General features: G+C 62.7%; 10 protein-coding genes. 4 read left to right on the top strand and 6 right to left on the bottom strand.

All coding sequences use genetic code 11. The annotated features are described in order from the left end of the window. Nucleotides 1-40 precede the first annotated feature (40 nt). Nucleotides 41-1198, bottom strand: coding sequence for an OpgC domain-containing protein (opgC, locus tag R6254_RS14070; RefSeq protein ID WP_318407678.1), 1158 nt, complete (start codon nucleotides 1196-1198; stop codon nucleotides 41-43). Between the two features lie 238 nt (nucleotides 1199-1436). Between opgC and R6254_RS14065 the strand changes: the two genes are divergently transcribed. The 4 genes from R6254_RS14065 (at nucleotide 1437) to R6254_RS14050 (ending at nucleotide 6673) form a co-directional block, all read left to right on the top strand. After that, a complete protein-coding gene (locus R6254_RS14065) occupies nucleotides 1437-2096 on the top strand; it encodes a response regulator (protein WP_318407677.1) in 660 nt (219 codons plus the stop codon). Continuing rightward, nucleotides 2093-3592, top strand: a complete 1500-nt coding sequence (locus R6254_RS14060) for an ATP-binding protein (RefSeq protein ID WP_412103174.1) — start codon at nucleotides 2093-2095, stop codon at nucleotides 3590-3592. The genes R6254_RS14065 and R6254_RS14060 overlap by 4 nt, the downstream gene beginning before the upstream one ends. 36 nt (nucleotides 3593-3628) lie before the next feature. After that, complete coding sequence (locus R6254_RS14055) at nucleotides 3629-5047, top strand: phospholipase D-like domain-containing protein (protein ID WP_318407675.1); 1419 nt, start codon at nucleotides 3629-3631, stop codon at nucleotides 5045-5047. Nucleotides 5048-5164: 117 nt separating this feature from the next. After that, complete coding sequence (locus R6254_RS14050) at nucleotides 5165-6673, top strand: DegQ family serine endoprotease (RefSeq protein ID WP_318407674.1); 1509 nt, start codon at nucleotides 5165-5167, stop codon at nucleotides 6671-6673. Nucleotides 6674-6936: 263 nt separating this feature from the next. Here the strand turns inward: R6254_RS14050 and R6254_RS14045 are convergent, their stop codons facing one another. The 5 genes from R6254_RS14045 to R6254_RS14025 form a co-directional block, all read right to left on the bottom strand. After that, nucleotides 6937-7230, bottom strand: a complete 294-nt coding sequence (locus tag R6254_RS14045) for a DUF3325 domain-containing protein (protein WP_318407672.1) — start codon at nucleotides 7228-7230, stop codon at nucleotides 6937-6939. Next, entirely contained in the window at nucleotides 7230-8804 is a 1575-nt protein-coding gene (locus R6254_RS14040) for a PepSY-associated TM helix domain-containing protein (protein WP_318407670.1), read from the bottom strand. Before R6254_RS14040 ends, R6254_RS14045 begins: the two co-directional genes overlap by 1 nt. Nucleotides 8805-8816: 12 nt before the next feature. After that, a complete protein-coding gene (locus tag R6254_RS14035) occupies nucleotides 8817-9116 on the bottom strand; it encodes an iron uptake protein (protein WP_318407668.1) in 300 nt (99 codons plus the stop codon). A gap of 26 nt (nucleotides 9117-9142) precedes the next feature. Then, complete coding sequence (locus R6254_RS14030; protein ID WP_318407666.1) at nucleotides 9143-11296, bottom strand: TonB-dependent receptor; 2154 nt, start codon at nucleotides 11294-11296, stop codon at nucleotides 9143-9145. Nucleotides 11297-11461: 165 nt separating this feature from the next. Next, nucleotides 11462-11656 (bottom strand): sigma-70 family RNA polymerase sigma factor, encoded by a 195-nt coding sequence (locus R6254_RS14025; protein ID WP_318407664.1) that lies wholly within the window; start codon nucleotides 11654-11656, stop codon nucleotides 11462-11464. Between the last annotated feature and the right edge of the window lie 242 nt (nucleotides 11657-11898).

The raw sequence follows: 11898 nt of genomic DNA, 5'->3' as shown, positions 1-11898 counted from the left end.
CCTCCCAGGCCCGCGCTATTCCTACCGGGCCAGTGACAACTCAATGCGGCGGGCGACCAGGAAACAAAGGCCTGGCAAGCCCGTCCCCCAGGCGCTGGGGGCGGTCCAGCCGCAAGGCGACCCTGGCCACGCCGTAGAGCAAGGTGAAACAGCCCAGCAGCAGCGCCGCATCGATCCACCAGGCATGGGCATACGGGTTGGCGCCCCAGATCGCCAGCACCAGCAACACAATCATCAGGTGCGCGCAGAACACCGGCAGCGACGCCGCGCCCAGGGTTTCCAGCCAGCGTACGCGCCTCACCCGTGCCTTGAGCCAGGGACCGAAATGAATGACGACGGCCATCAGCGCCAACAGGTCGAGCAGGCGAAGCGGCCCCAGCAACCATTTGTCAAACAGCAGGTTCAAACGGTCATTGCCCCCGAAAGCCGCCTGCCCGCCTTCGCCGTAGTGCCGCCAGATGAGGCCCGCCCCCGCGATCAGCACCGCGAACACCATGGCCCAGCGCGGAATCGCCAGCGGACTGGCCGCCTCGGCCGATCGGCCTGCCCCCATCCACAGGCCCAGCACCCACAACAACTGCCAGGAAAAGGTCGCGAACGAGCCGGTTTCATGAAACGGCACGCTCAAACCGGTCACGGCCACCGTGGCCTGATAAACCCACAGTCCCAGGCCCAGCTGGGCAAGCCCCCACACCAGCACACTGCCCGCCACGATCCAGAGCCAGCCGTGCCGCAACGCATGCGCCAGCACCCAGGGACTGACCAGCATGAAAAGGATGTACATCGGCAGGATGTCCAGCAGCGGCGGCGTATAAATCAGCATCAAGCCGGTGAGCAGCGCCGTCGCGGGGTGCGCCAGGTAAAACGACATCAAGTCCTTGACCGCGGACTGGTCAATACGCAGGCCGACGGCGGCAATGACGGTGAACAGGAAAAACAGCATCGCCGCGTGGCAGGCGTACACCTTCAAGGCCCGACGCCAGAACGCACCGCGCATGGCCTCTATCCCTTTTTTCCGTGCCATGCGGGCATACACCATGCCGGCCATATAGGCCGAGAGCAGCACAAAACCTTCGGCCGCCGAAACAAAGCCGAAGGGCTGCCCCAGCGGCGAACTCAGGCGTGTGGGCAGGTGGGTGAGGGTCATCAGGACCAGCATCAGTCCCCGAAGTGCGTCTAGCTCCCAGCGTCGGGTCATGTCAGTGTTTTGAGCGAAGTCCGTGGTGGCGCAAGCGATGCGGGGAAACGACCACCGCCTGTCGAGCCAGGGCAAAACGGTTATTGTACGAAGCACCCCAAGCAGCTGCCCCCATCTAGGCAAAGGCAGTAGGCGCCTGCAGATTGCGCGGCTGGCAGCGGAGAGCAGCACCCTCAACGAAAATATTAAGCCTCACCTAAGCTGTACGCCTCACACTGTGTGACTTCAAGGAAACCCCATGCGACTGTTGCTGGTTGAAGACGACGCCATGATTGGCGAAACCGTGCTGCACGTGTTGCGTGCCGAGCACTATGCGGTGGACTGGGTGCGCGACGGCAGCATGGCCGATGCGGCCCTGACCAGCGAGAAGTACGACCTGGTGCTGCTCGACCTCGGCCTGCCCAAACGCGACGGGCTGGAGGTGTTGCGTTCATTGCGTGCCCGGCGCAACACCACCCCGGTGCTGATTGCCACGGCGCGGGACGCCGTGGGTGAACGGATTGCCGGTCTGGACGCGGGCGCCGACGATTACGTCGTCAAACCGTATGACACTGACGAACTGCTGGCCCGTATACGCGCCCTGATACGCCGCAGCGCGGGCCGGGCCGAACCGGCCTTCGAACACAAAGGTGTGAGCCTGAACCCGGCCACCCGCGAAGCCAGCCTCAACGGCCAGCCGGTGTCGCTGTCGGCCCGCGAATGGGCCGTGCTCGAGCCCCTGCTGGCCCGCCCCGGCGTGGTGTTGTCACGGACCCAACTCGAAGAAAAACTCTTCAGCTGGAAAGACGACGTCAGCAGCAACGCGGTGGAAGTTTATATTCACGGCGTGCGCAAAAAACTCGGCAACGACATCATCCAGACCGTGCGCGGCTTGGGCTACCTGGTGCCCAAAGAATGACACGACCCACAGGCCCAGACGCCAGCACCGCCCCGGAGCCCACGCCAGCCAGGGCCGCGGAGCCGGCTTTGCCGGGCCGCAGGCGCAGCGCCCCCTCGGGGGGCAGCGAAGGACACGCAGTGCCGAGCGTGGGGGCTCACTCCCTGCGCGAACGGCTGCTCTGGTTTGTGCTGGCCGCCATTTTGCTGGCGGCCGTGCTGCAAGCCACCACCGCTTACCGCGGCGCGCTGCAGCAGGCCGACGCCATGTTTGACGACCACCTGCAGCAAATGGCCCGCTCCTTGCGCAGCGGCATTCCGCTGGGTTCCCTCCTGCCGGACAACGTGGATGACTCGGGTTTTGACCTCTTCGTGCAAATCTGGGGACAGGACGGCACCCAGATTTTTCGCTCCACCCGCTCGGCATTGCCGCCACGCGCGGTACTTGGTTTTTCGGATGTGGAGGCCCATGGCAACCGCTACCGCGTGTACACGCTGCAAACCCCCACACAAACCGTGCAGATCGCGCAAGACCTCAACGCCCGCACGGCACGCGCGCGTGCACTCGCGGCGCGGGCGGTGTTGCCCTTTGCCCTGCTCACGCCCTTGCTGATGCTGGTGGTTTGGTGGGTCATCAGCCAGTCCCTCGCCCCCATAGAACGGGCGCGGCGCCAGGTTGCCGGTCGGGCGGCCGACGATTTTTCACCGCTCGCCGATGAGGGCTTGCCCGACGAAGTGCGGCCGCTGGTGGAGGAGTTGAATCTGCTTTTCGACCGGGTGCGCAGCGCCTTCGATGCCCAAAAGACCTTTGTCGCCGATGCCGCGCATGAATTGCGCTCCCCGCTCACGGCGCTGAAACTGCAGGCGCAGGCCTTGCGCCGCACGGACGACACACCGGCCGACCGCGAAGCCGGTATCGCCCGCCTGAACCAGGGCATAGACCGGGCCATCCGGCTGGTGGAGCAGTTGCTGGTGCTGGCGCGCGAGCAGGCCAACACGGCGCAGCCTCCCACCGCTGGCGAGCCCGTCGAGCTGCAGGAAGTGATCAAGCTGGCCGTGGCCGATGTGTTGCCGCAGGCCGCGCGCAAACACATCGACCTGGGCCTGACCCAAGACCCGCCGGCGCAGCCGGTGCTGGTCAACGGGCAACGCGAAGCGCTGCGCATGATGCTGCGCAACCTGCTCGACAACGCCGTCAAATACACACCCGCGTCAGGCCGGGTCGACGTGTCGCTGCAATTGCAGTCCGCAGGGAACGGACCCACAGACCAATGCCTCCTGGCGATTGACGACAGCGGCCCCGGCATAGCCGCAGAAGACCGTGCGCGCGTGTTTGACCGTTTTTACCGCGCCAGCGATGTGGCGCTGGCGTCCGGCAGCGGCCTGGGCTTGGCGATTGTCAAAACCATTGCCGACCGGCATGGCGCCAGCTTGCGGCTGGACCAGTCGCCTCGCTTGGGCGGCTTGCGTGTGGAGGTCTGCATGGATGTTGCACCCGCCGTGACCACTGCCAGTTAGCATGAGGGTGTCGACAACCACCACGGGGTAGTCCTTTTGCTTCCTCTTGCCCTTGTTTCCCATTTTGTTTTTGTGCTGGCCGGCCTGCTGGTCTATGCGGTAGGCACCCACACCGGTGGCCAGCGTCGCCACCCCTCTGCCGCACTGGCCTGGGTGTTGACCATTGCCTTGCTGCCCTATGTGGGCCTGCCTTTGTTCCTGGTGCTGGGCACGCGGAAATTCGCCCGCCCCTCGCACACCTTGCAGCACACTGTGCTCGCCCAGCGTCCGCACGATGACGGCCTGCAGGCCTGCGCCATCGCCACGCTGGCCGGCATGGGCCTGGCCCCACCGGCTGCCAGCCGACAAGTCCACTTTCATGCCGATGGCCAGGCCGCCTGGGAAGGGCTGGCCACGCTGATCAGCAGCGCCCAGGCACAACTGGACATCTGCACCTTTGTCCTCGGCAACGACACGCTGGGCCGTCGCGTGGCGGGCTTGCTCGCGGAGCGGGCCGCAGCCGGCGTTCGTGTCCGTTTGTTGCTGGATGCTGTGGGCAGCTGGCGCACATCCATGGCCCAGGTGCGCCATTTACGCGCCGCTGGTGTGCAAGTGCACTGGTTCATGCCCTTGCTGCACAACCCGCTGCGCGGGCGCGTCAACCTGCGTAACCACCGCAAGCTGGCCATCGCGGACCAGCAGCGCCTGTGGAGCGGTGGCCGCAATCTGGCGGCGGAATACTTCAGCGGCGAGCATCACCAGCCGCCCTGGCTCGACCTGAGCTTCACGCTTGAAGGGGCGCTGGCCGAGCAGGCTCAAGACCTGTTCAACAGCCACTGGCACGACAGCCGCGGGCCCACGGGGGACGGCGACCAGCCCGGCACCGAAACACAGGCCGTGCCGGAACAAACCGAAGCAGCCGCTAGCAACGAGCCACCGCAACACCTGGCCCAACTGGTGCCCAGCGGCCCCGACCAGGCCGAGGATACGTTTTACGAGCTGCTGCTCACCACCTTGTTCCGCGCCGAGCGGCGCGTGCTGGCGGTCACACCTTATTTTGTTCCCGACGACAGCCTGCTGAAGGCCTTGTGCCTGGCCGCACGGCGCGGCGTGCAGGTGGAATTGATCGTGCCGGCACGTTCCAACCACCGACTGGCCGACATCGCGCGTGCCCGCGCCCTGCGCGACCTGGTGACGGCCGGCGGCCAGGTGCGGCTCGCTCCCGGCATGGTGCATGCCAAGGCCGTGGTGGTGGACGATGCCCTAGCCTTGTGTGGTTCGCTGAACCTGGACGCACGCAGCCTGTTTCTGAATTTTGAACTGATGGTGGCGTTTTACGCCAGCGAAGATGTCAGCACCGTCACGCAATGGATAGATGGCCATTTCCACGCCTTGCCCCTGTACCAGCCGGCCCAGCCTTCACTGCTGCGGGACACCGCCGAAGGACTGGTGCGCTGGCTGGGCTTCCAGATTTAGGCTGCGCTGACTACCCCCGGCGTCCCTTCCTGGATGCTTAAGCCCCGCCTAAGACTGCGTCCTCATAGTTAGGGGTATCGGCACCGACGTGTGCCTCCTGACTAAAGGATCAACACCATGAAAACTGCAGCCTTGAAAAATACCTCGCTGGTGCTTGCCTTGCTGGCTGCCGGCGCCGTGGGCGGCGCCGGTGTGGGGGCGTTCAATATCTTGCACACGCCATCCATGGCAACCCCCGCCCTTGTGGCCAACACTTCGACGGGCGCTCTCAGCTCGCCCATGGCTTTGCCAGACTTTTCGCAGATCACCGAGCGTTATGGTCCGGCGGTGGTCAACATCAGCGTGACCGGTATGACCAAGGTGAAAGACGGCTCCCCGCTGGCGCAAGACGACGGCGATGACGACACCCCTTCCGGCGATCCTTTCTTTGAATTTTTCAAACGTTTCCAGCAAGGCCAGGGCGGGCCAGGCGCCGGACGTGGTGGCCAACAGGAAATGCCTACGCGCGGCCAAGGCTCGGGTTTCATCGTCAGCGCGGACGGCATCATCCTGACCAATGCCCATGTGGTGCGCAACGCCAAGGAAGTCACGGTCAAACTGACCGATCGCCGCGAGTTCCGCGCCAAGGTCCTGGGGGCCGATCCCAAAACCGACATTGCCGTGTTGCGCATTGACGCCAAAAACCTGCCCGTGGTCACCCTGGGCAAAACCAGCGACCTCAAGGTCGGCGAATGGGTGCTGGCCATCGGTTCACCGTTTGGTTTTGAAAACACCGTGACCGCCGGTGTGGTCAGTGCCAAAGGCCGCTCCTTGCCCGACGACAGCGCCGTGCCCTTTATCCAGACCGATGTGGCCATCAACCCCGGCAACTCCGGTGGCCCGCTGTTTAACGCCCGCGGCGAAGTGGTCGGCATCAACTCGCAAATCTACAGCCGCAGCGGCGGCTACCAGGGGGTGTCCTTTGCCATCCCGATTGACATCGCCAACAAGATCAAGACCCAGATCGTGACCACCGGCAAGGTTGAACATGCACGCCTGGGCGTGGCGGTACAGGAAGTCAACCAGGCTTTTGCCGACTCCTTCAAGCTCGACAAGCCCGAAGGCGCACTGGTCTCGACCGTCGAAAAAGGCAGTCCGGCCGACAAGGCCGGCTTGCAGTCCGGCGACGTGATCCGCAAGGTCAATGGCCAGCCCATCGTGTCCTCGGGCGACCTGCCGGCCGTGATCGGCCTGGCCGCCCCCGGCGACAACGTGACGCTGGAGATCTGGCGCCAGGGCGCGGCCAAGGAGTTGAGCGCACGTCTGGCCAATGCCAACGACAAAACCAGCGAAGTCGCCAGCAAAAAAGAGGCGCAAGGACAAGGCCGGTTGGGCCTGGCGCTGCGTCCGCTGCAAGCTGAAGAAAAGCAGGAAGCCGGCCTGGACAACGGTCTGGTCGTGCAGCAAGCCAGCGGCCCGGCGGCCCTGGCCGGCGTGATGCCCGGCGACGTGTTGATCTCCATCAACGGTTTGCCGGTGAAAAATGTCGACCAGGTGCGGGCGGCCGTGGCCAAGGCAGAAAAATCCGTGGCGCTGCTGATCCAGCGCGGCAACGACAAGATTTTTGTGCCGGTCAACCTCGGCTAAAGACCGGCCATCGCCGGTAGACCAAGGCGGGCTGCGGCCCGCCTTTTTTTGTCCTGAATTGTTTGACGCATGTGGCCACGAGACACCACCAAGACCACCATGCTTCACCCGAAACCCTGATCAAGCCCAGCCCTTTGCGTGCAGCACGACAAAGCTGACCACCAACATTGAGCATTCGCATCAGGCATCAGGCATCAGGCATCAAATATGCCTCCAGCCCGCATGCTATAAACGCAAAATGCTATGAAATTAATAGCATCTCGTCAGCGCAAGAAAAGACGTGGGCGCCACGCCAGGGTGAGCGCCACGGCGATGGCGGCCGCCGAGATCAGGAGAATCCACAAGACGCTGCCAAAACTCGGCCCGTCCCGGTACACACAAAGCGCGTAGCTGAGCCCCAGCTGCAAAAACCCGCAAAACCTCAGCCAGGTCTGGTGGGGCGCGAAGGCCGCAGTTTGCCCGTTCGCCGCCGCCCAATGGCGTCGCATGGCCAGGGCCAGGCAGACAAACGCGCCGTAACTCGCCAGGCCCGCCGCCAGCAGCAACAGGGCCGACATCAGGATTGCGCTTCCAGGGTCTTCGGCAGGCCGCGCTCTTGCGCCACTGGGCTGAGCGGCAACGCGCGCCCAAGCCGTCGTGCGCCCACGGCTGACAGCAGCGCCAATGCCAGCAACCACACATCCATGCCCGCCACCGCCCATCGGCCGGACGACATACTTCGAAGCAGGTGGTCACCTGTTGTGACGGCATTGAGCAGCACACACAACAGTGCCATGGCACAGATGGCCCAAGCCTGCTCACGCCAGGCCCCGGCAGGCCGCAGCCAGGCGTGGAAGAAACACCCCACCCACACAAGGTAGAACGCCCAAATTTCAAGAGCGGCCCGCTCCTGGCCGGCAAAACCAGCCCCGAGGGGAAGCAGGCGGTTGGCAGCGAAAAAAGCAAGGGTGGCGATGATGATGCCCGTGACGCTGCCGACGGTGAGGCCTTCGACCACGCGCACCCCGGCCAAGCCCTTTTTCGCATGCCGAGCCCGGCGGGCTCCGATCCAGAACAGGAACCCGGTGGCGATCAACACGCAACCCGACAGGCCCGCCAGGAAGTACAACCAGCGTAACGTCCAGTGCTCGAACTGGATGAAATGCAAACCCGAGATAAAACGCTGCGCCGTCATCACCGGTGCCGCCTCGAAGTGGCGCAACACCTTCCCCGTGCTGGCATCGAAGTAGATCTGGTCCAGGTTCATCGTGATGTCCCGGGCATAGGAGCGGCGAATTTCAACGTAACTGTTGGCGTCCCCCGGATGCCAGACGCGCACAAAATACGGATGTCCGCCCGCCCATTCGCGCTCGGCACGGTCCACCATGGTGTCCAGCGAAGCCAACGTGCCAGGCGTGCCGGTTTTGGGGCGTGTGTAACGGCCATAAACCTCGGCCGTGTAAGCCGTTTTGGCCTCCTTGCCGCCGCCATAGGCCCCCAGGTGCGCCTGCGGAAAATAGATGCCCATGAAGATGATCAAACCGGACAACGTGATCATGAAATGGAAAGGCAGGCCGAGCACCCCGGTGAGGTTGTGCAGGTCCAGGCTGCTGCGTTGCAAACGACTTTTCGGCCGGAAGGTGAAGAACTGGCTGAAGATCTTCTTGTGGATGACGACGCCCGACACCAGCAACACCAGCATCGCCATGCCGGCAAGACCAACCAACCATTTGCCCAGCTCCACCCACTTCAGGTGCAAGCCGTAGTGGAAGGGAAAGATGAAGCCGCTAGCGGCCAGGGTTTCCTGATCCGCTATCAGTTCATAACGCGCAGGGTCAAGCTCGCGGGCGACACTGTTCCCGGCATTGTCCCGGTAAGAAAAACCCAGCACCGGCTCGCGTTCGGTTGGCAGATCAACCCGCCATTGCCTCGCCTTGGCGGGAAGCAGCGAGGCGGCAACATGCGCCACACGGTCCAGGGAAATACGCTGTGTGCTCGCTGCCAGACGCGTCCCCGGCATCATCCAGCGGTCGATCTCGCGGTCGAACACACTCAAACTCCCCATCCAGAAGATGGCAAAGAGCAGACTACCCAGCACCACCCCGGCCCAGGTATGCAGCCAGGCCATGGACTTGCCGAAAGTGTGTTCCATCATCGGGCTCCCTTATTGCACCAGCCACAACAGGCCGGTCATCACCATCGCGCCGCCGACCAACACGCCCCAAAGTCGCGCCACGCTCCTGACGCTGAAAGCCCACAGCAGCAGCGCCAAATACGCGACAAAACCCAGCATCGCCGCCAACACCACCGCTTCGCCTCGCGCCATGCCCAGGCGGACCATGACGGCCCCCGCCCAGGTGACGCTCAACGCGGTCAGTGCGTAGCCGCCGAACACAGCGCCCAGCACGCGCAAGCCGACGCGGGCGATTCTTGCCACACCGTGATCGGCGTAGGGGATGGACATGTGTTGGCCTCAACGTTCGTGTGATGTCAAAAGGCGAGCGAATAACCCAGCGTCACCGTACGTCCCCGTCCCGCGAAATAACGTTTGGGTTCGACCAGCGCGCTTTGCGAGTAATACGTGATGTAGTCCTTGTCGAACAAGTTGGCGACCCCCACACGTACCTGGCCTTTGGCCAGCTTGTAACTCAGGGTGGCATCAACCAGCGTGTAACCCTTGAATTTTTTGGCCGGATCGTCGAAGGATTGACTGAACGCATGTTGTAGCTGCACGAACGACCCCAACTTCCCGCTCCAGTCTGCGGACCAGGTGGCGATCACGCGATTGGGGGCGACGTTCAGGCCGTCGAGTTTGGCGTCCAGGCTGCCGTCCTCATTGCTGTCATACCGCCCCTTGGTGTGGGCATAGGACAACTTTCCCCGGTGCGCCGCGTTGAAGCGATAACCGAGGCTGGTATCAACACCTTGAATGCGGGTTTTTTCCCGCGCCATCAGGAAGACGCCGTTGAGCGGGACGATGCGCGTGCCGAAATCCGAATCCGATTGGAAATAACTGGCTTCGACATCCCAGCGGCCTTTGCGGATACGCGTACCGGCCTCGACACTTCGGGTCAAGATTGGTTCGAGATTTTGCATGTTGCTGATGCGCTGCCCCGGCGTGTTGATGGAGCGCAGCGCCCGTCCGATGTCCGGCATGCCGAAGCCCTCGGAATAGCTGGTGAACAGGCTGACATCCTGGACTGGGGTGTACACAACGCCTGCGTTGAGCAGCGTCTCGTTGAACTTCAGCTTGCCGCCTTCGACCGCGACGTTTTTGTTCGCCGCCAGCGTACGGTAGCTTTCTACCGCCAGGTCGGCCATTTCCCTGCGCACGCCGGCATGCACCGTGACCTTGTCGAAAAGTTGGTATTCACCCTGTGTAAACAAGGAGAGGTTCCGGTATTCCGATTCGGGCACATAGGTTCGCCCGGTGCCGTACAAATCCTGCTTGCCCTTGTCGAAAAGCGTATCAAAACCGGCTGTGACCTTCAGACGCCCGTCCAGAAGGTCGGCTTTTGTCAGACCGACCTTGCTGCCGTACTTGGATGCGACGGCCCGGGACTGATCGTAGAGCTTACCCACGGGCGCGATCGACGCGTCCTGGAAAGTCGAGGAAATATCCGCACCAAACAGGCCTTCGAATTCCTGGTTGAACAACATCGCTGACAACTCCATGCCCGCCAGGTTGTAGTGGTTGTAGCTGATGCTGGAGGTCAAGACCTGGTTCGAGGGCGGCGCGCCTTCGGGCGTGCCTTCGATGGAGGTGGATGGCGTCCCGAGTTGCCGATCGCCGGCGACGCCGATGTAGTTGGCCTTCGACTTGATTTGGTAACGATTGACGGCGAGTTGCAGGCGCTGGTTGTCGTCGATCCGGTAACCGAGCTTGCCAAGAATGTCGTAGCTCCGGGAATCCATGAGATCGCCTTGCGTCGTGTCCGCCCCGATCGTGCGGCCACCCCCATCCCGGTACAGGCCCTGGTTGTCATAACCGATGGAAAACAGGTAATCCAGCTTGTCCTTGCGCCCATCCACGCGGTAGGTCGTCTTGTAGCTCATCACATCGGAGCCCAGGTTCGACGTCGGCATCGTGGCCTGCACATCAATATGCTGGTTGAAAGATCCGTTGGCGGGTTGCCGCGTGATGATATTGATCGTTCCGCCAGTGGCACCCAGGCCATTGATGGCATTGGCGCCCTGAATGACCTCAATGCGCTCCACCATGGCGAAATCGATGGTGTGGGCCTCCCGGCCGGTAGGCCGCATCGGATTCGATTGCGGCACGCCATCGATCAAGATCAAGGGAGTGCGTCCCCGCAACGTTTCACCGGAACCGTTCATCTTGCCGCGACTGGGCGTATAGGAGGGAAGAATGCTGCTCAAGACGTCGGACGAGTTTCCCGAAATGGCCAGTTGCCTTTCGATTTCTTCCTTCTTGATGATGATCACCGTTTGAGGCGCCTTGTCGGCCTCAATATTCGATCGGGACGCTGTCACGACCACAGGCTTCAGAGCCGCGTCTTCCGCACCGGACGCCTGGTCTTTAACCTGGGCTTGCAAGGACGGTGCTGACAGTGTCACGATGGCCACCAGCATCGCCACCGACAGCGGGCGACGTTTGAATGGCATTGACTTGAACGGCTTCACAGAGTTCTCCTGGTTGGATGATGTAAAAAACAGAATTGACGGATGGACGGCAAGGACAGGCCTGCCCCACAGAGATGCACTTCAACGGTGCTCATCAAGGAACGAGGTGCGCCGGGATGGATGTCGGTACGCGGCGTGTGCCCGTTCGCCGTTTTACCGAGCCGGTCAGCACGGCCGCGCAGATAGGTAGGCGCGCGGCTCGCGCACTTCACGCCAGTCAAGCGGGCGGCTAAGAATGCGGGAAAAAGTGCCCTGCGCCAGATCGGCAGCGTTGTAGGCACCGCCCATTTCTTTGCGTAACCAGCCATGGTGGCTGGCGTAAAAATCGGCAACAGGATCACAAACGGCTGCGAGGTTCAAACGAGGCTCCGGGAAAAGGAGTGGTTTTACGCTGGCTAACCGAAGGAATGGCGTGGCTGGCTACATGATAATAAGAATTATTCTCATTATTTTACATGGCTTGCGTGATGCCCATCGACCCGGACCCTTGGCCAGGGTGAATACATGGCCCTGCGCCCTGGTCCGGAAGCGGACACCTGGCTGGATTGACAAGGAACAACGACCTGACCCGAGTTGTTCGCGGCGAGCCGGTTGCACCCCCA

This window comes from Polaromonas potterensis (assembly GCF_033446725.1).
Classification (GTDB): Bacteria; Pseudomonadota; Gammaproteobacteria; order Burkholderiales; family Burkholderiaceae_C; genus Polaromonas.
Note: the sequence above shows the minus strand (reverse complement) of the source record. Positions and strands in the feature narration are given on the sequence as shown.

Bases quoted from the DNA above. Each gene is read 5' to 3' on its own strand.
- R6254_RS14060 (WP_412103174.1), top strand. From the start codon at position 2,093: ATGACACGACCCACAGGCCCAGACGCCAGCACCGCCCCGGAGCCCACG.
- opgC (WP_318407678.1), bottom strand. From the start codon at position 1,198: ATGACCCGACGCTGGGAGCTAGACGCACTTCGGGGACTGATGCTGGTC.
- R6254_RS14065 (WP_318407677.1), top strand. From the start codon at position 1,437: ATGCGACTGTTGCTGGTTGAAGACGACGCCATGATTGGCGAAACCGTG.
- R6254_RS14035 (WP_318407668.1), bottom strand. From the start codon at position 9,116: ATGTCCATCCCCTACGCCGATCACGGTGTGGCAAGAATCGCCCGCGTC.
- R6254_RS14040 (WP_318407670.1), bottom strand. From the start codon at position 8,804: ATGGAACACACTTTCGGCAAGTCCATGGCCTGGCTGCATACCTGGGCC.
- R6254_RS14050 (WP_318407674.1), top strand. From the start codon at position 5,165: ATGAAAACTGCAGCCTTGAAAAATACCTCGCTGGTGCTTGCCTTGCTG.
- R6254_RS14045 (WP_318407672.1), bottom strand. From the start codon at position 7,230: ATGTCGGCCCTGTTGCTGCTGGCGGCGGGCCTGGCGAGTTACGGCGCG.